The 18467-nt window shown below is 40.3% G+C and carries 20 protein-coding genes; 15 read left to right on the top strand and 5 right to left on the bottom strand.

The genetic code is table 11. The features are described from left to right. Positions 1–19: 19 nt before the first annotated feature. Together BANVL01_RS02100 and BANVL01_RS02095 are read right to left on the bottom strand one after the other, a co-directional pair. On the bottom strand, positions 20–661 hold the full coding sequence (locus tag BANVL01_RS02100; protein WP_066084557.1) for an endonuclease III domain-containing protein: 642 nt from the start codon (positions 659–661) through the stop codon (positions 20–22). 489 nt (positions 662–1150) lie between these two features. After that, positions 1151–2068 (bottom strand): DNA-3-methyladenine glycosylase family protein, encoded by a 918-nt coding sequence (locus tag BANVL01_RS02095; RefSeq protein WP_066096262.1) that lies wholly within the window; start codon positions 2066–2068, stop codon positions 1151–1153. Between the two features lie 155 nt (positions 2069–2223). Between BANVL01_RS02095 and BANVL01_RS02090 the strand changes: the two genes are divergently transcribed. The 5 genes from BANVL01_RS02090 to BANVL01_RS02070 all read left to right on the top strand — a co-directional run bounded on the left by BANVL01_RS02090 (position 2224) and on the right by BANVL01_RS02070 (position 6042). After that, complete coding sequence (locus tag BANVL01_RS02090) at positions 2224–2937, top strand: 2OG-Fe(II) oxygenase (protein WP_066084560.1); 714 nt, start codon at positions 2224–2226, stop codon at positions 2935–2937. An 87-nt stretch (positions 2938–3024) separates the two neighbouring features. After that, on the top strand, positions 3025–3618 hold the full coding sequence (locus BANVL01_RS02085; RefSeq protein ID WP_066084563.1) for a bifunctional transcriptional activator/DNA repair enzyme AdaA: 594 nt from the start codon (positions 3025–3027) through the stop codon (positions 3616–3618). Next, positions 3615–4163 carry a methylated-DNA--[protein]-cysteine S-methyltransferase gene (locus BANVL01_RS02080; RefSeq protein ID WP_066084564.1) on the top strand — a complete coding sequence of 183 codons (549 nt, stop codon included), beginning with the start codon at positions 3615–3617 and terminating at the stop codon, positions 4161–4163. Before BANVL01_RS02085 ends, BANVL01_RS02080 begins: the two co-directional genes overlap by 4 nt. Before the next feature lie 43 nt (positions 4164–4206). Further along, positions 4207–5133, top strand: a complete 927-nt coding sequence (locus BANVL01_RS02075) for an aldo/keto reductase (protein ID WP_066084567.1) — start codon at positions 4207–4209, stop codon at positions 5131–5133. 54 nt (positions 5134–5187) lie between these two features. After that, positions 5188–6042: a GNAT family N-acetyltransferase gene (locus tag BANVL01_RS02070; protein WP_218010655.1), complete on the top strand. Its 855-nt coding sequence runs from the start codon at positions 5188–5190 to the stop codon at positions 6040–6042. A gap of 55 nt (positions 6043–6097) precedes the next feature. Here BANVL01_RS02070 and BANVL01_RS02065 read toward each other — a convergent pair whose 3' ends face one another. Next, positions 6098–7672, bottom strand: coding sequence for an MDR family MFS transporter (locus BANVL01_RS02065; protein ID WP_066084574.1), 1575 nt, complete (start codon positions 7670–7672; stop codon positions 6098–6100). Between the two features lie 252 nt (positions 7673–7924). Here BANVL01_RS02065 and yknW point away from each other — a divergent pair, with 252 nt between their 5' ends. From yknW to BANVL01_RS02035, 6 genes are all read left to right on the top strand, one after another. Continuing rightward, positions 7925–8596 (top strand): YknW family membrane protein, encoded by a 672-nt coding sequence (gene yknW / locus BANVL01_RS02060; RefSeq protein WP_172800855.1) that lies wholly within the window; start codon positions 7925–7927, stop codon positions 8594–8596. Continuing rightward, on the top strand, positions 8596–9723 hold the full coding sequence (locus BANVL01_RS02055; RefSeq protein ID WP_066084577.1) for an efflux RND transporter periplasmic adaptor subunit: 1128 nt from the start codon (positions 8596–8598) through the stop codon (positions 9721–9723). Before yknW ends, BANVL01_RS02055 begins: the two co-directional genes overlap by 1 nt. Then, positions 9720–10412, top strand: coding sequence for an ABC transporter ATP-binding protein (locus BANVL01_RS02050; protein ID WP_066084579.1), 693 nt, complete (start codon positions 9720–9722; stop codon positions 10410–10412). Before BANVL01_RS02055 ends, BANVL01_RS02050 begins: the two co-directional genes overlap by 4 nt. Beyond that, the gene (locus BANVL01_RS02045) at positions 10409–11602 is read left to right on the top strand and encodes an ABC transporter permease (RefSeq protein WP_066084582.1); all 1194 of its coding nucleotides are present in this window, start codon (positions 10409–10411) and stop codon (positions 11600–11602) included. Before BANVL01_RS02050 ends, BANVL01_RS02045 begins: the two co-directional genes overlap by 4 nt. Positions 11603–11779: 177 nt before the next feature. Further along, the gene (gene trpB / locus BANVL01_RS02040) at positions 11780–12949 is read left to right on the top strand and encodes a tryptophan synthase subunit beta (RefSeq protein ID WP_066084586.1); all 1170 of its coding nucleotides are present in this window, start codon (positions 11780–11782) and stop codon (positions 12947–12949) included. Positions 12950–13023: 74 nt separating this feature from the next. Then, the gene (locus BANVL01_RS02035; RefSeq protein ID WP_066084589.1) at positions 13024–13647 is read left to right on the top strand and encodes a YitT family protein; all 624 of its coding nucleotides are present in this window, start codon (positions 13024–13026) and stop codon (positions 13645–13647) included. A 105-nt stretch (positions 13648–13752) separates the two neighbouring features. Here BANVL01_RS02035 and BANVL01_RS02030 read toward each other — a convergent pair whose 3' ends face one another. Beyond that, positions 13753–14556: an alpha/beta fold hydrolase gene (locus tag BANVL01_RS02030; protein WP_066084593.1), complete on the bottom strand. Its 804-nt coding sequence runs from the start codon at positions 14554–14556 to the stop codon at positions 13753–13755. 88 nt (positions 14557–14644) lie between these two features. Then, the gene (locus tag BANVL01_RS02025; RefSeq protein ID WP_066084598.1) at positions 14645–15424 is read right to left on the bottom strand and encodes an alpha/beta fold hydrolase; all 780 of its coding nucleotides are present in this window, start codon (positions 15422–15424) and stop codon (positions 14645–14647) included. A gap of 287 nt (positions 15425–15711) precedes the next feature. Here BANVL01_RS02025 and BANVL01_RS02020 point away from each other — a divergent pair, with 287 nt between their 5' ends. The 4 genes from BANVL01_RS02020 to BANVL01_RS02005 are packed head-to-tail and all read left to right on the top strand — an operon-like array spanning position 15712 to position 18462. Beyond that, complete coding sequence (locus BANVL01_RS02020) at positions 15712–16182, top strand: hypothetical protein (RefSeq protein WP_066084600.1); 471 nt, start codon at positions 15712–15714, stop codon at positions 16180–16182. Next, the gene (locus tag BANVL01_RS02015) at positions 16179–16799 is read left to right on the top strand and encodes a hypothetical protein (protein WP_066084605.1); all 621 of its coding nucleotides are present in this window, start codon (positions 16179–16181) and stop codon (positions 16797–16799) included. Before BANVL01_RS02020 ends, BANVL01_RS02015 begins: the two co-directional genes overlap by 4 nt. Before the next feature lie 14 nt (positions 16800–16813). Beyond that, positions 16814–17380 carry a polyhydroxyalkanoate biosynthesis repressor PhaR gene (locus BANVL01_RS02010; RefSeq protein WP_066084606.1) on the top strand — a complete coding sequence of 189 codons (567 nt, stop codon included), beginning with the start codon at positions 16814–16816 and terminating at the stop codon, positions 17378–17380. A gap of 20 nt (positions 17381–17400) precedes the next feature. Further along, on the top strand, positions 17401–18462 hold the full coding sequence (locus tag BANVL01_RS02005; RefSeq protein ID WP_066084609.1) for an alpha/beta fold hydrolase: 1062 nt from the start codon (positions 17401–17403) through the stop codon (positions 18460–18462). Positions 18463–18467 lie beyond the last annotated feature (5 nt).

Raw genomic sequence — 18467 nt, 5'->3', positions numbered from 1 at the left:
TAAAATGGAGAAATATATCCTAGTCCAGTCTCCGATCACATATACCAAATAACGGGCAACCATCACATATAGGTGTTGCTTTACAATGCTCCTTCGCATGCTCAACGAGAAGGGCGTGGAATTCATTATATAGCACCAAGTCTACAGGCAATTCTTTTTCAACTTGATTTCTAAAGGTTTCATATGATGCTGGCATATCATAGCCTAGACGATAGAAAATCCGCCGCGCATAGGCATCAACAACAAAAATTGGTGTATCCAAGGCATAAAGCAGGATCACATCGGCCGTTTCAGGACCGATGCCCTTGATGCTTAATAGCTCAGTACGCAGTTTATGCCTGTCCCTTTTTTTAATCAAATTGATATCATACTCATAGATTTTAAACCATTCCATATAGGACTTGATCCGACTAGCCTTTATATTGAAAAATCCGCTTGCCCTGATGAGCTGCGCAAGCTCATCAATCGATAACTTGTCTATTGCTTCAGGTTTCAAAAACGGCTTTAGATTATCAAGGGCCTTGTCGACATTGCGCCAGCTTGTATTTTGAACAAGTATGGAGCCCATCATCATTTCAAACGGTGTCTCCGCTGGCCACCAGCCTTGAGGGCCGTAGTGTTCGTATAATTTGTTGTAAATTAATTGATAATCGTGCTTCATTTTATCACCGATTCACTTTTTATTTCGTTTTCTGTACCAAGAGCGACCTAAAAGATTCTAGAATTATTCTACTTGGAGGTTTCCGTGGATTTTGGCCCCAAGCGTTGATGCAGATAGGTTCTAATGGACAAAACTTCATGAATCCGGATAGAAACGTCCAATAGAAGGGTTCTAATGGACAAAACTCCACGAATCCGGATGAAAACGTCCAATAGAAAGGTTCTAATGGACAAAGCTTCATGAATCTGGATAGAAACGTCCAATAGAAGCCTTCTATATAGTGGTTTTTTGAATATTAATTGGAATTTCGCCAAACTGGAGTGATTTTATTACGCAATTTCCTCTACTTACGACATAAGTTCGTCCACTTACTACCTATTTTTCAAAACTTACGACATTTACTGGATAATAATTGGTAATTTGTCGGACTTAAGTGACTTTATTCGCAAATTCCTCACTATCCGTCTGAAATTTTTAAGTTTCCTATTTTTAGTAAAGGACCCGCCATAAATAAAACGTGGCATATGCTTGCCAGCCCTCCCATCGTACTGAAAGCTTTAAGAGTTCTTCCTTCGCAGGCTTTTTCGCTGAACCAGTTATATGTTTGATGGCGTTATGCAGTCCAACATCATCAATCGGATAAGCCGAGGTAAATCGCAAGCAGCGCATTAGCACGTAATTCGCTGTCCATGGACCAATCCCGCGAATCTTGATTAAACTCTTTTCAGCTTCTTTAAGGCTATCCATCCTCAATAATTTTTCCTTCGATAATTCCCCGCTGGCCATCAGTTGGGCAATGCCAATAATATATTCACTTTTTTTCAAGGTCATTTTAATATCTGCTAGATCTGCAGGTGTTAATTGGGCAATTTGTTCGTAGGTTGGAAAAACCCAATAGTTCCTGCCATTCCAATTGATAGAATCACCAAACTTTTCAACAAATTGTCTTTTTAACCTGTAGGCGAACGCTAAGTTTATCTGCTGCCCCAAGACTCCCCAGCAGAGGGCCTCAAATAAATCGGGCACACCGATCACACGTAATCCGAAAAATTCCTCGACTGGCCCCTTAAGGAGCGGGTCTGCTTTTGCCATTTTGTAAAACGGCGTTAAATCACGGTCAAGATCAAACCATTCACGAATGTACTGGGCAACCTCAGCGCGCTCCGACTGATTATTCGGTCTAGAGTCTTTTAAAAATTGCACGATTATCTGATTAAATTTATTTACGTGTATTTTTACTAAGGTCCGCGTTTCGCCAATGACAATCACCCTGGTAATGATTTCGTTTTCGACTTCAAACATACATTCATTTTTGTTCCGTTCTAAATAGCCTAGATTTGCTTTAATATTAAAATCGACTGGCAGTTCAATGATAATATTCCCATTGATTTCCTGCCAACAGTCCATTATGTTTTGTTGATTAGCCACATCCAAACCTCCGCATCTTAATAATCATTATCACAAAAAAATTATTTCATTATCTTGCTTTTCTATTCGTAAAAAACTTATTTTCAGAAGAAATTGGGCTATATTGATAATAACAAAAATTGGAGGAGATAACGATGGTTCATGATATTCAATCCCGTGTACAAAGCTTAGACTGGGAGGCCATTCAACAAGAATTAGATGAACAAGGTTTTGCAAAGCTGCCCCCGATTTTAACTAAGGCAGAATGTGAATCGTTCATGGAGTTATATAGTGATGAACAGTTGTACAGAACAACGATTAATATGACAAGATACCGCTTTGGGAGCGGAGAGTACAAATATTTTTCCTACCCAATGCCTGAACTAATTCAAGGGTTACGAGAATCGTTTTATGCAGAGCTGACCAAAACCGCAAATCGCTGGTTGGGTTATTTGAAAAAACTGGAACAGTATCCGAATACGCTGGAGGATTTTTTAAAGACTTGTGAAGAAAAGGAGCAAACGAGACCAACACCATTAATCTTAAAATATGAAAAAGGCGGATTCAACTGTATGCATCAGGATCTATACGGAGACGTATTTTTTCCATTTCAAGTTGTCTTTATCCTGAATCAGCGTGATCAAGATTATACTGGTGGGGAATTCCTCCTTGTAGAGCAAATACCAAGGGCCCAAAGCAGGGGACATGTTCTTACAGTTGAACAAGGCGGGGCGATTATTTTTCCAACAAACTATCGGCCTGCCCAAGGAAAAAAGGGTTATTACAAAAATACACTTCGCCACGGTGTCAGCACGATTACATCTGGAGAGCGTTATGGTTTAGGGATTATCTTCCATGATTCTAAGTAACCCTAAATTTCAATATCTTGCTTTTTTATTCCCAATAACTTACCTATCGTTTGTGACGGAGCTATAATAATAAGAGAGGTGGTCTAAATGAGAATAGTGTTTCAAGAGGATTCTAGTGATGAAGTCATGACAGATGAAAAATGGCAGGCCATTATCGGTAACGATGCAGCGTACAATAATCAATTTTTCTATGCTGTTAAGACAACGGGAATTTTCTGTAAGCCATCATGCAAATCTCGCGTTCCCAAAAAAGAAAATGTACGGATTTTTCAAAACGCAGAAGAAGCCATATCTGCTGATTTCCGTCCTTGTAAACGATGCAAACCCACGAATGAGCGCTTACCTGATAACGAATGGGTTGCGCTTATTACAGAATACATTGATAAAAATTATACCGAAAAGCTGACTCTTGAAACGCTGGCTGAAATAAGTCATGGAAGCCCCTTTCATTTGCACCGGACATTTAAAAAGATTACCGGTATCACGCCTGTTGAATATATACAACAAGTTAGAATAAATACGGCCAAAAAATATTTGCTTCAGTCTGATCGTGCGGTTGGCGACATAGCAAAAATGGTTGGTATCGCTAATATACCCTATTTTATTACCTTATTTAAAAAGATGACGGGCGTTACACCCGCCCATTTCCGTCAATTACATGAATCGGAGGGAACAAAATGAAGTCACAAAATAATAAGACACCTGTTTATTGGTCACTGCTTAATTTTAAATTTTGGAATCTATATATCGCTGCGACAGAGAAGGGACTTTGTTACGTCGGGTCACAGAACAAGCCGTTTGAGGAATTTTCGATATGGGCAGAAAAACGGTTTCCAGGAAGCCCTCTAGAGGAGGACAGGGAGAAGCTAAACCCTTATGCAGCCGAACTAATAGAGTATTTTGATGGAAATCGGAAGAATTTTACTATCCCGTTTGATTATCATGGGACAGAGTTCCAAGTTGCTGTTTGGAACGTACTTTGTGAGATTCCGTTTGGAGAGACAAAATCCTATTCTGACATTGCAAACTATATCAATAAACCTGCTGCTGTTCGTGCAGTTGGGGCGGCTATTGGTGCTAATCCGGTGTTAATATCAGTGCCTTGCCACCGTGTTGTCGGAAAAAATGGCTCGCTGACTGGCTATCGCGGCGGATTAGAGATGAAGACACAACTCCTTAATTTGGAGCGGAAAGGTTTAGAAACTTGGGCGAATCTCTTAGATTAAAGTATAATGAAGTTGATGAATTATAAAAAAGGGAGGTAAAAAAATGAAGTATATTAACATTGCAAACACTGATTTACAGGTTTCTAACATGATTATGGGTAATATGCGTTTAACACAGTTGTCTTTGCCTGAAGCGGAAAATTTAATCCGGACGGCAATGGATGAGGGCATTAATTTCTTTGATCATGCGGATATCTATGGAAAAGGGAAGTGTGAGGAGATTTTTTCCGAAGCAATTCAAATGAATTCAAGCATCCGTGAAAAAATGATCTTGCAAAGTAAATGCGGTATTATCTCCCCGGAAGGCTATTTTGATTTTTCTAAGGAGCATATCATTGAGTCAGTAAATGGGATTTTAAAGCGATTAAATACTGAATATCTTGATATTTTGCTGCTTCATCGTCCCGATCCATTAATGGAACCTTCTGAAGTGGCAGAGGCCTTTGAAGAACTACATAACAGTGGTAAGGTAAAATATTTTGGGGTATCGAACCATAATCCGGCCCAGATTGAACTGTTACAGAAATACATACCACATAAATTGGTGGTAAACCAATTGCAATTTAGCATTGCACACACACCAATGATTGACTCAGGAATTACTTTGAATATGAAGGTTGATCAAGCCATTAATCGAGATAGCAGCATTTTGGAATATTGCCGTCTGCATGATATCACGATGCAAGCCTGGTCACCTTACCAGCAAGGTTTCTTTGAAGGGTCATTTTTAGGAGATTTGGAGCGTTTTCCAAAGTTGAACGAGGTAGTAGACAATATTGCTGAAAAATATGGCGTTACGAATACTGGTATAGCTACAGCGTGGATTACACGCCATCCTGCTAACATTCAGGTGGTGCTTGGAACTACCAAGGCCGAGCGGATGAAAGAGGCATGTAAGGGTGCCGAAATCACATTAACAAGAGAAGAATGGTATCAAATTTATAAGGCTGCCGGGAATATGGTTCCTTAATTGTAACCTTTAGGAAACATTGGGAGTTGAATTATTTTGCAGGAATTATCTTTTGTGAAAAATTATAAAGAAAACTTTTCTTTAAGGACCAGCTTTAACCAGCTGGCTGCCAGCACCTTTGGCATTCAGTTTGAAACCTGGTATCAGCATGGCTTCTGGACAGAAAAGTATCAGCCGTATTCATTTGTCGATAATGGCAATGTGGTTGCGAATGTATCGGTTAATCTTTTAACCTTGGTGATTAACAATGAGGAAAAACAAGCTGTGCAAATTGGTACGGTTATGACACATCCCGATTATCGAAATCAAGGGCTCGCGAGAAAGCTGATGGATAGAGTCTTAGAAGATTTCAGTCAAGTTGATCTTATCTATTTGTTTGCCAACGAAACAGTATTAGACTTTTATCCGAAATTTGGTTTTGCTGCTGTTGAGGAAGTAAAGTATTCCATGGACTATAGTCACATACCATCGGAGCAATCAGAGGTGAGAAAATTAGATGGAAGTAAGCCGGATGATTTAGCTTTTGTCTATACTTTAGCAGCTGAACGGATTTCAGGTTCGAAGTATTTTGGAACAAAGGGCACTGAGGAATTGCTGATGTTTTACTGTATAATGGTTTTCAGTCAGGAACTCTACTACCTTGAAGAGGAAAAGTGTTTGGTTATCTACCAGCGTGAAAATAATGTTTTACATCTTTATGATGTAATAAGTGAAGAGAAAGTTGCATTGAAGGATATTATACCTAAGATTGCTGATGATAGGATTACTAAAATTGTTTATCATTTTCATCCTGACGATAATGAGGTTAAGTTTGACATACAGCCTTACCAATCAAATTTATTTGTGAAAAATATGACAGATGTTGTACTGCCAAATGAATTTAAACATCCGCTTACTTCTCAGGCTTAACATGCTTGCAATTAAAAGCCCCGCCTATTTTTGAATAGGGCGGGGTTGTTTTAGGTTAAGATTCAGTTTCACCTGAACCAGCAGGTTGACTGTCGCGTTTAATCCGTCCCTTGCCTACAGATAAAGCAACAAGGATACCAATTGAAATAAAAATAAGGCCGGTTAAAAAGACGGTTGAAAAGGATTCGGTCCAAGCAGTTTGAATGCCATGAATGACGATTTTTTGTATTTCTTCAGGCATTTTTAACAGACTTGGATGAAGAAGAAGACTAAATAGTGAATCTGTTTTTTCAGAAAGAGTCTTTAGTGCTGCATGTGCAATTGGATTTTCAGTCTCTTTCGCCGTATTCAACATTTTTGTTCCAAGCGAATGGTTCATGACAGAATTTAAAACAGTAATCCCAATGGTACCTCCGATTGAACGGAAAAAGGTTGATGCAGCGGTAACAGTCCCGAGTTGTGACTTTGGAAATTCATTTTGAATGGCAATCATTAAGGTCGGCATGACTAATCCCATTCCCAGCCCTAAAACCACCATATAGGCATAAGCGTTTAACACACTTGATTCCAATCCCATTGTACTCATTAGGTAAAAGCCAAGTGATGCAAGGACCATTCCTGTTGTTAACACAGTACGGAACTTAAACCGGAGTAACAGCTGCCCACCTACAACACTAGCGACAATCATGGCAATCATCATCGGTGTCATGGTAGATCCGGCTTTGGTTGGTGAAACCCCGAGAATACCCTGCATAAACATTGGTACGAACATAATCGCTCCAAACATTCCAAGACCCAATAAGAATCCTAATCCATTCATCGTTGCAAAAATGCGATTTTTAAATAAGGATAGATCCAAAATGGGCTCAGCAGCTTTCTTTTCAATAAATCCAAATACAATGAATAACAGCAAGGATCCGCCGAAAATTAAGAAAGATGTGATGGATGCCCATGCAAATTTATCGCCGCCAAAGGTAAGGCCGAGTAATAGTAATACGATGGAGGGAATTAAGGTAATAATGCCTAAATAATCGATATTCACTTTGTCTGTTTTCGCAACTGTTTCATGCCTCAATCCGGTAAAGATTAACAGAGCGGATAGCAGTCCAAATGGTACATTAATCAGGAAAACCCAGTGCCAGCTGATATGGTCGACAATCAGGCCGCCCAAAAAAGGGCCGATAACAGAACTTAATCCAAACAGTGCGCCAAAAATTCCCTGCCATTTAGCTCGTTGTTCAGCCGTAAAGATGTCCCCAATGATTGTTTGCGAGAGCGGCATAATCATCCCGCCGCCGATTCCTTGAATGCCCCTGTAAATGACCAACTGTTCCATTGAAGATGCAGTCGCACACAAACCCGAAGCAATAATAAAGATAATTGTTCCTAATAGGTAAAGAAACCGTCTGCCGTATAGGTCTGATAATTTCCCAACAATCGGTACAACCGTGGTTGAGGTAATCATATAGGCAGTTGTAACCCAGGCGAAAATGGTAAAGCCATTTAATTCCGAAATTATCGTCGGCATCGCTGTTCCGACAATGGTTTGTTCCAGCGCACTAAAGAACATCCCAATAATAAGGCCAGTTAAGACTAGTTTTGTATTTATTCTTTGCTCTTGTATTCCCATATTTTATATTCTCCTATCTAGGTTTTTAATTGTTTATAAACGCTTCCTGCTAGATGTGCAGAGAAGAGGAGTAGGAATATTTTGCCCTAATTCCTGCTGAATCATTTTATAATTGAGTGACCAGGTAGTCAATCATTTTTTTGAAAAAAATGGTGGTGGCTAGGCATCGTTGCAAAAAATGAAACTTTCTGTAATCTTTATCGTATAATTAATAGGAATCATTTACATAAATGGATAGGGGTGTGCTTTTTGATGGAAATGGAGAAAGATTTGAACACGGTGAAAGAGAGTCCGAAGTTATTGGGCATGTTTACAAGTCCGGGGTTACAGTTTGAGAGGATCAAGCAAAATCCGAAAATCTGGGTGCCGCTAATTATTATTAGTATCATCTATGCTATTGGAATGACGTTAATGGCACTATCAATGGACGCGGAAACTTTGGTTGGTTCTGAACTGCCGGAAGATCAGGCAGAAATAATTTTAGTTGTTACTAAGGTAATTTTTGCGATTACGGGTATCTTTGCACCAATTATTACTATTCTTATCAGCAGTGCTATTCATTTGATCATTGCAAAGATTGCCAATTCAGCTGTTTCCTTTAAACAGTTATTTTCCATGAATACCTATATTATGATTATTGGGGCGGTAGGACTGATCATCAATATGGCGGTTAGGTATGTCATCGGCGGAAGCTCTGAAATATATATTACTAGCTTAGCAGGTTTTCTAAATCTAGATAAAGCTGGTGTTTTAAGTTCCGTTGAGGTGTTTGGAATATGGGGAGTTATCCTGACAGCACTTGGGCTTCATAAAACAGCACAATTTTCTAAAGGGCTGGCCTGGACAATTGCGATTGCCTTCTTCTTAATTGGGATGGGCTTTGGCTTGGTTGGGACTCTATTTCAAGGAGCGCCGAAATTATAATGAAAAAGAAAACATGGATTGCGCTTGGTGTTATCAGCTTAGTTATCATCATGATTTCTGTCAGTGTATACCGGCAGGTTTTGGCCAAAGGGCCTACGGTTAAAACAACAGAAATCCAGCAGGAAGAAATATCCTCACTGTTGATGGTACCGGGTACAGTAAAACTTCAAGACGAACAAATCGTTTATGCCGCACCGGACAAAGGCGAGTTGAAGGAACTGCTAGTCGATGAGGGGCAGACAGTTAAGAAAGGGGCCGTGTTGGCTAAACTGCAAAATCCTCAGCTGGAATTAGAAATGGAGCAAAATAAAATCGCAATTGAATCAGCTAATTTAAAGATTAATCAAATCGATAAGAAAATAAAGCAGCTAAAGGACAAAGAAAAGACGCTCTCTGACCAGGTTGGAAAAGAGGAAGCGAAGAAACAGCTTGCCCCGGAACTTGAACAGCTGGAAATGGAAAAGAAATTAGCCAATTTGGATTTGAAGCAAACTGGACTTCAAAAGGATATAATCATTAAGCGCCAAGCTGAATTAGAGATAAAGAGTACGATAGACGGTGTTGTTTTGGCTGCGAAAAAGCCAGACTCAGCTTCTAGCACAGGAGCAATGGCTGATCCGATTTTACATATTGGCAAGCTTGAAGGCATGACAGCATCGGGACTGTTATCTGAATACGACACATTAAAGGTGTCTAGCGGGCAGAAGGTTATTATAAAATCAGATGCTATACAGGGGCAGGAATGGCAGGGAGAAATCACAAAGATTGCGATTATTCCGGAGCAAAGTCAAGCTGGCTTACAAAGCGGCAGCCAGGCAGTACAGTACCCTGTTACCGTGAAAATATCCGGAGATACGAAGACTCTAAAACCAGGTTTTCAGGTGATAATGGAAATTGAAACAGATAAAAAGTCTGCCATGGTGCTGCCAATCGATGCGGTGCATGATGATGGGGACAAGCCTTATGTGTTTATCGTAATGGATGGAAAAGCCCAGAAGCAAAGCGTGAAAACGGGCATTACCTCCGGAGAGAAGATTGAAATCCTGGAAGGGGTCTCAAAAGGAGAGAAAGTGATTGTGAATGGGCCCGACAACCTTAAGAATGGGCTGGAAGTGACAGTTAAATGATTAAGCTAGATTCGATTACTAAATCGTTTTTACTTGGAAAAGAAAGTGTGCATGTGTTAAACGGAATAAGCCTTGAAATTGAGCAAGGTGAATTTGTTGCGATCATGGGTCCTTCAGGCTCAGGGAAATCGACCTTGATGAATATTATCGGCTGTTTGGACAAACCAACTGAGGGAGAATACTACCTGGGCGGTGAAAATGTATCGCATTATCATGACAAGGAATTGGCGCGGGTTCGAAATCAATCTATCGGCTTTGTTTTTCAACAATTCCACTTATTGCCGCGACTTACAGCGTTGAAGAATGTTGAACTGCCGATGATTTATGCGGGTATATCCAAAAAAGAGCGGCAGGCCCGGGCAGAAGAGGCATTATTGAAAGTGGGGCTTGGAGACCGGATGGATCACCTTCCCAATGCCCTATCAGGCGGACAGAAGCAGCGGGTGGCCATCGCCCGGTCGATTGTGAATAAGCCGAAACTTATTTTAGCAGATGAACCGACAGGGGCACTTGATTCGAAAACAAGTATGGATATCATGGAACAATTTCGTGGGCTTAATGGAGAAGGCGTTACGGTTATTGTCGTTACTCATGAGTCTGAAGTGGCGGAATATGCAAATCGGACGATTATGGTAAGGGATGGATTGCTCCAGTCCCCTGCTGCGATGGATAGGGGGCGGCAGCGATGAGTTTTATCGAAAACCTTGGCATGGCATTAAGTTCCCTTAAAGCCCATAAGATGCGCAGTATTTTGACAATGCTGGGAATCATTATTGGTGTCGGCGCCGTTATTATCGTTGTGGCAATCGGGCAGGGCGGTGAAGCCATGCTGAAGGCGCAAATTACCGGTCCCGGCAATACGATTGAAATGTTTTATCAGCCGTCAGACGAAGAAATGCGGGCAAATCCCAATGTCTTCCAGCAGGCCCCGTTTAAGCAAGAGGACATCCGTGCCCTTGAACAAGTACCTGGAATTAAGCGGGTTGTCGCCTCAAGTACGAAATTTTCGTCTGCTCGATTTCAAACGGATTCAACCGATGTGTCGACAACGGGAATTAATCAGGCCTACCTGCAATTGAATGAGTTGAAAATAGAAAAGGGAAGAGGCTTCTCTTCTGCTGATTTTCTCGGCGGTCGGCGTGCGGGGATTATTAGCAGTAAATTGCAAGAGAAGTTATTTAAAGAGGAGAATCCTGTTGGGAAAGTCATCATGGTTTCCAATCAGCCGATTGAAATTATCGGTGTCTTAGAAAAGCCGACTGGTCTGCTTGCATTTGGCTCCATGGAGGTTTATCTTCCTTTCCAAACATGGAGAAATATTTTTGGAAGCAGTGACTTTACCCAGGTAACTCTTCAAGCAGCCTCCCCTGAACAGCTCCAAGTGGCGGGTAAAAAGGCGGCTAAGCTTTTAAATAATTTGCATAATACGGAGAAGTCCTATCAAGTTATTAATATGGAAGAAATCGCTCAAGGAGTCGGTCAGGTTACTAAAATAATGACGCTGATTATTGGAAGTATTGCTGGTATTTCCTTATTTGTTGGCGGGATTGGTGTCATGAATATTATGCTGGTTTCTGTGACGGAGCGGACAAGGGAAATCGGGATCCGTATGGCACTAGGGGCAACTCGCGGACAGGTGTTGACACAATTTTTAATTGAATCGATGACCTTAACCTTAATAGGCGGTATCCTTGGAATTTTTCTTGGTTGGGGAACGTCCACGATTGTGAGCTACTTTGCCGGCTGGCCATCATTGGTATCCTGGCAGGTTGTAGTAGGCGGCGTGTTGTTTTCGATGATTATTGGAGTCTTGTTTGGACTCCTTCCAGCCAATAAGGCAGCCAAGCTGGATCCGATTGATTCACTAAGATACGAATAACGAAAACAAAATCTAGCAGGAAGGAGTGTGGCATATGCTTTTTATGCCACACTTTTAATTTTTTGTTTAAAAAGTTTGCTGAAATCGAATAAGGTGATAAAATTAATTTTAATATTCAGTCAACCATTCAGAGATTGACTGAATCAAAATAATAGCTTAGAAGGAGTCGAGATGAGGATGGAAAGAGTGAGCGTAGAGAGTAAAGGATATTTTGGAGAGTTTGGCGGCAGTTTTATTCCTCCGGACCTGCAGCAGGTAATGAACGAGTTGGAGAGGCAATTTTTAAAGTATAAAGACGACCCGGAGTTCATTGAAGAATTCAACTATTATTTAAAAGAATATATTGGCCGGGAAAACCCGTTAACGTTTGCTGAAAATTTAACAAAGCAGATGGGCGGGGCGAAAATTTATTTGAAACGGGAAGATTTAAACCATACAGGTGCGCATAAAATTAATAATGCCATTGGGCAAATATTATTAGCGAAACGGATGGGTGTGAAGCGGATTATTGCCGAAACCGGTGCCGGTCAGCACGGTGTTGCAACGGCAACGGCCTGTGCGATGTTTGGGATGGAATGTATTATTTATATGGGCAAACTGGATACCGAACGCCAAGCGCTGAATGTCTTTCGAATGGAGTTATTAGGGGCCAAGGTTGTTCCTGTCACAAAGGGGCAGGGCCGCTTAAAGGATGCTGTCGATGAAGCATTAGGTGATCTGATTCAAAACTATAAAAGCACCTTTTACCTGCTCGGATCTGCGGTTGGTCCGCATCCATATCCAACAATGGTTAAGCATTTTCAAGCAATCATTAGTAAAGAATCCAAACGCCAAGTGCTTGAAAAAGAAGGAAAGCTGCCCACAGCGGTAATCGCCTGTACAGGCGGCGGCAGTAATGCTATCGGTGCGTTTGCCCACTATATTGATGAAAAAAATGTCCGCTTAATTGGGGTGGAACCGGCGGAAGCACCCACATTGACAGAAGGTGTTCCCGCAGTTATCCACGGGTTCAAATGTTTAACATTGTTGGATGAGGCGGGTGAACCTAAACCAACTTATTCGATTGCTGCCGGGTTGGATTATCCCGGTGTAGGACCGGAGCACAGCTACCTGAAAACAAGCGGAAGAGCGGAGTATGTGACAATTACCGGACAAGAAGCATTAGAGGCGTTTCAACTATTAAGCAAAACAGAGGGCATCATCCCTGCGCTTGAGAGCTCCCATGCCGTAGCCTATGCTCTGAAGCTGGCAAAAGAACTATCTACTGATGATGTACTAATCGTAAATCTATCAGGACGGGGCGATAAGGACGTCGAGCAAGTCTTTCATATGTTAAAGGAAAAGTAGACATTGGTGTCTTAAACTATGGGTGTCAGGCACCGAAATCCATAAAATGTAAAATGGTGCTAAAGGGGACAGGAATGTATAGAAGAAGAGTTAAATACTATATTGATTATAGTAGAACAAGTGATATGTCTTTTTATAGGCGAGGTTGTTTTGTTTTTTTCGGCTCCTCGCTTGTCGCTTTGTCCCTGCAGCTATTTTTGGTGAAAAACTTTGTGATTGATGGCGGGATTATCGGGATTAGCATTATTCTTTCCCATGTTACTAGTCAGGAAGTGGGCCTGTTTCTTTTGCTATTGAATGCTCCGTTTTTCTTAATCGCTTATTCTTTCTTAGGAAGAAGGTTCCTAATCCTAAGCGTTTTCGCCATTCTTGTTTTATCGCTGGAAACGTATTTATTAGAACCCTTTCCTGTTTTAACAAATAATCCAATATTAGTGATAATCCTCGGCGGCATTGCTTTAGGCTTAGGGGTAGGAATAACGATTCGATTTGGTGGCTGCTTAGATGGGACAGAGGTTTTAGCGATCCTGTTTAGTAAACGTTCCCCTTTTTCCATTGGACAATATGTTCTATTATTTAATATCTTTATTTTCGGAAGTTCGATTTTCATATTTGGTTTAAATGAGGCCATCTATTCATTGGCAACCTTTTTGGTAGCCTATAAAACGATTGACTTCTCTATTCAGGCTCACCAATGATTGTCTTTAAAGAAGCTTGGATAACACGGCTAGCCAAGGTTCCTTTTGAAAAAGTGAATAAGAAATGCCCGGTCAACTATTTAAGACCGGGCATTTCCTATTAAGTTATAAATTTTTCAAAAAATCCAGGACTCTTTTATTCACTAAATCATTTGCTTCCGTTACATAGATGTGCCCTGCACCTTGGATGGTCATAAATTCAGCATTTGGAATTTTATCTGCTAAGTTCACCCCATTTTCATATGGTACAAGTTTATCTTCGTCACCGTGAATGACGAGGGTCGAAGCCTTAATCTGTTCAATCTCATTATAGGTATCATGGGCTAAGCATGCTTGAAGCTGGAGCATGTATGCATATGGAAGAATAGGCAGCTCAATTCGTTTTTGAATATCCTCCGCAACTAATTCGCGTTGATTTTCTATAAAAGCTTGGCTGTAAAGGATTGGTGCGGTCGCCCAGGCCATTTCTTCCGGTGTTGCGATAGAAGAGGCCCTTGAAAGCATGAGCATGGAGACGTCGGCACTAGGTTGGACATGATTCTCACCACCGGAGGTTGTACATCCTAGGATCAGGGAACGGATCCTTTCAGGGTATTTAAGTGCCAGCCTCTGGGCAATCATGCCGCCCATTGAAATACCATAAACATGGGCTGTTTCAACTCCAGCCGCATCCAAGACGGCCCGGGCATCTTCCGCCATAAGCTCAATGGAATATGGGGTATTGGGTTTACCGCTTAAACCTACTCCCCGGTTATCAAAAATAATTACTTTGTAGTGTTCACTAAGCGCAGGCAGGGTTCTGAACCAAGACTTTGAATTGAGCGACAATCCCATAATTAATAAAAGCGGCTCTCCCTCACCGTGAACCTCATAATAGAGATCAATACCATTTGCATTGGTAGATGGCATGTAAGACACTCCTTTTCATCTGATAATAGTAGATTATATGATGATGTACACGTGCAAAGAACAATTAAGGGAGGATATCGCCTAACCATTAACATGCATTTGAATGCCTATTCAAAAAGCTGCGAAGGACCTTGTTAAACGCTTCTTTTGCTTCTAACTTGGTTATATGGCCGGAATTTCTGAAAATAACAAACTCTGAGTGCCGAATTTTTTTATGCATCAATAATTGTATCCAAACAGGGATGACCGAATCATATTGTCCACCAATAATTAAGGTTGGAACTTTAATTTTAGGAAGCAGATTAAGGTTATTTACTTGAAAACATGCCTTTGCCGATTTTAAAAAAAATTCGCGATTAGGTTTGTAAGATTTATAGAATTCCTTGGAAATTTTGTAGTTCCAAGAATTAAGAGACATACGGGCAGCTGTATCTTTTGGAATAATGGGGGAAGTAGAAAGCGCTCGTGCCTTACGATAGGTTAATAATAGCTTTGCAAGACTTCTTGGAACAAAATGAAAAGTACTCACGAGCATTAAGGAACGGCACATTTCTGGAGCCTGACGATACATTTCTTGGGCAACCATCCCGCCCATAGATAAACCACAAATGTGAGCGCTTTCAATTCCAAGCTCCTTTAACAAGTTGATAACATCTTTGGCGAAGTTTGGAATGGTAATTTTTTTGGTGGTAATATGCTCTCCATGACCGCGTAAATCGGGAATAATTAAATCATACTGATCCGCAAACTCAAATTGATTGTTCCAGCCCTCCTTCACTTCTCCAAGCCCATGAATAAAGACCAAAGGCTCACCTGCACCCAAACGTAAAAAAGGAATTCCAGAGTAACGATTAGATTCTTGTCCCAAATTTAATCCCTCCTATTGCTATATATAATAAATGCAATTGACACTTTTTGTAAAGTGTGGACATTCATAATATTAAAACAATAAAACCGAAAAGGAATATTCCAGTGTCCACCCCACGTGGACAAATGTCTTTTTGTGGTGCCTGACACCCTTTCATGACACCCTTTCAACACCCATTCATAATTGGCATTTTTGAAACTTTTCTGACTTTCACTGTAATTGTCTTGATGGCTTCCAGTTATTGTGTTTTGATGAACGTACCACCCAGTCAGTTAAGAGGAGTTTGTATGGAATTTATGCGCGATGACCCAGGTACCTACTACAAAGAACTTGAAGCGGAAATCAATAAGAGAATCCATGCCCCTACTAACTGTCGGAGCTTTATAGTGGCTCTTGGGAGGGCGCTTGAGGTGCATTTGAAACAAGTTAGGATTCATAGAAGTGTAACAACTAGATGGTTAAAACGTTTAGACCTTCCGAATAAGGATGATATAGCTGCTATTTCTGTCAGAATCGTAGATTGTGAGGAAAAATTAGATCTTCTGGATGACACAATCTATACCATTAACCAAAGGCAGCAAGAAAATCAACAACAGATACGTGTACTTCGAGAATCCTCGGAAGAATTGTTAGCTGTTTTGGCAAATGAAGTAAGGAGGGAAATAAAAGGAGCAAAGATTAAATCATTGGTAAAAGACCTGTGGGAATTAAAGCAATTATTTTATGAAGAATCTAAAGACGGAGGAGATTTACAATGACAGAAAAAAAGGTACTAGAAGTTGAAAAGCAAGAATCTGAGTTAAATGAAGAAAAACAGCTTTCAAGTCTTGACCTTATTTGGAAGCTGGGATTTGATGAATTAGATGCCTGGGCTGAGCGTTATAACAAGCGGGATGAACTTTTCTTGGAAGCAGCAAAGAGCTATGTGGATCGGATTAAACAAAATCAAGAAAGCATCCTGACGATTGTCGGGCAATTTACGATGGAACTAAAAGATTGGGAGCAAGCTGCCCGGGAGGAATTATTGGCGACAACGACAACACTGCAGCATTTTTTCCCTATTAAATCGTATGAAGAAATCAATCAAGTAGTAGAAGATTTCCAAAATAAAACCGCTTCCCTGTTAGTTACTCCTATTAGTAAGGTAACTATTGGTCAAATAGAAGCATTGGATAAATATTTGGCCGCAGTCAATCAATATATTTCTTTACGAAAAAAGGGCAGAGAGAAATATATAAACAGTGTCAAGAAAACGACCAATGTACTTTACGAAAATCAAAAATTGTTTTTGAATTTATTTTCAAAGCAAGTAAAAACAGCGATGCTGCCATTTCAAAAATACATGCAACATGTAACAGAAGTAACGAAATCATAATGAGGTGAAGGCAGATGTCGGATAAAATATCATTCGATCCATATGAAACTCTTCATAAGTTTAGTTTGTTGTGGGAAAAGCAGGTAAATGATTTCATCTATCTCTGGACAAATAACAAAGAATTTGTCAAAATGACCAATTTAGGCACAGACATCCATGCCCGCTATCTTGAAACTTTTAAAAAGAATCAAGAGGCACTTGCTAGTGTGCTAAATTTGCCAACGAAAAGTGACGTAATCAATGTGGCAAACTTAACCATACAAACAGAAGAAAAAATTGAAGTACTTGAAGAGCAAATGTGGAACCTTCAGGATTCCATGAAATTGCAAGGTAAGGATATTGAAAGTGTTGTCGAAGTATCGAAGGAAATTATTAAACTTACGAAACAGTTAAAATCAGAGTTAGTAAAAACGAAAAAAGAACTGACCGATTCAAAGAATTTACAATTAGAGCTTCAAGAAATGAAATTTGAGCTAGTAAAGCTAAATAATTTTAAAGCTGAATTTGAATCGTTAAGAGGCTTAATAGAAAAAGGCAATGATGCAGACCGTGAATTGACAGAGGCAGGTTCGCGTAAATAAGGATGGAAGGAGGGAAAAAGATGGCGACAGAAACACCATTAAAAGAGTTCATTCCTGAATTGGATTATGAAAAGGAAATGAAACGCTGGACTCACCTGTTTAAAGCCTTAAATGACCCGGAGCCATGGGTGGGTCATTCCCCAAGAAATGAAGTATGGCAGAAAAATAAATCAATATTATGGTATTACCCTGCCAAGCAGAAAAAATACAAGATACCATTATTTTTTGTTTACTCCCTATTTAATAAACCTTACATTTTAGATATCGCTCCAAAGACAAGTGTCATAGAGGGTCTAACTAACATGGGCTATGAAGTGTATTTATTAGATTGGGGTTCCCCAGGCTATGAAGACAAAAAGATTGGTCTTGATACCTACATCGAGAAATATTTAACGACAGCTGTTAAGCGGGCACTGCGCCATTCGGGAGCAGATGAAATTACCCTTGTAGGCTATTGTTTAGGTGGGACAATTGCCTCCATCTACGCCTCGATTGCCGAAGAGCCAATCAAAAATTTAATCGTTGCGACTGTTCCAATTGACTTCCAACCTTTTATGGGACCGGATAAATGGGCAGTAGGTATGCGCGAAGGCGATATGAACATTGACCACTTTATTGATGTGTATGGGGTTGTCCCGCCACAATTAGTCGATGGAATGTTCAGGGCAATAGGAGCTCCGGTTTATTTCACTAACTATACGATGCTACTTAGCCGTGCTCATGACCAGCGCTACGTCGATAAGTGGCGTAGAATGAATAAATGGACACTGGATCAAGTTCCTTTTGCCGGAGAGGCATATAAGCAATTAGCTAATGATCTTTTTAAAGAGAATAAGCTCATTAAAGGGGAATTAATGATAGGCAATAAAAAGGCAGATTTGACCAATATTAAGGCAAATCTATTTGTTGTTTCAGGGTCTAAGGATAATTTAATTTTAGAAGAGCAAAGTAAGCCCATTATGGAATTAGTTTCAAGTGTGGATAAAACATATATTGTAGTAGAAACGGGCCATGTCGGACTAGCATTATCTGGTTTGTTCGCAAAAATTGTCGACCAATGGGTTTCAAGCCGGTCAAATTAGCTTTT

It is taken from the genome of Neobacillus novalis NBRC 102450 (assembly GCF_001591805.1).
In the GTDB taxonomy this organism is placed as follows: domain Bacteria; phylum Bacillota; class Bacilli; order Bacillales; family Cytobacillaceae; genus Neobacillus; species Neobacillus novalis.
The sequence above is the reverse complement of the archived record's forward strand: the minus strand, read 5'-3'. Positions and strand labels throughout refer to the sequence as shown.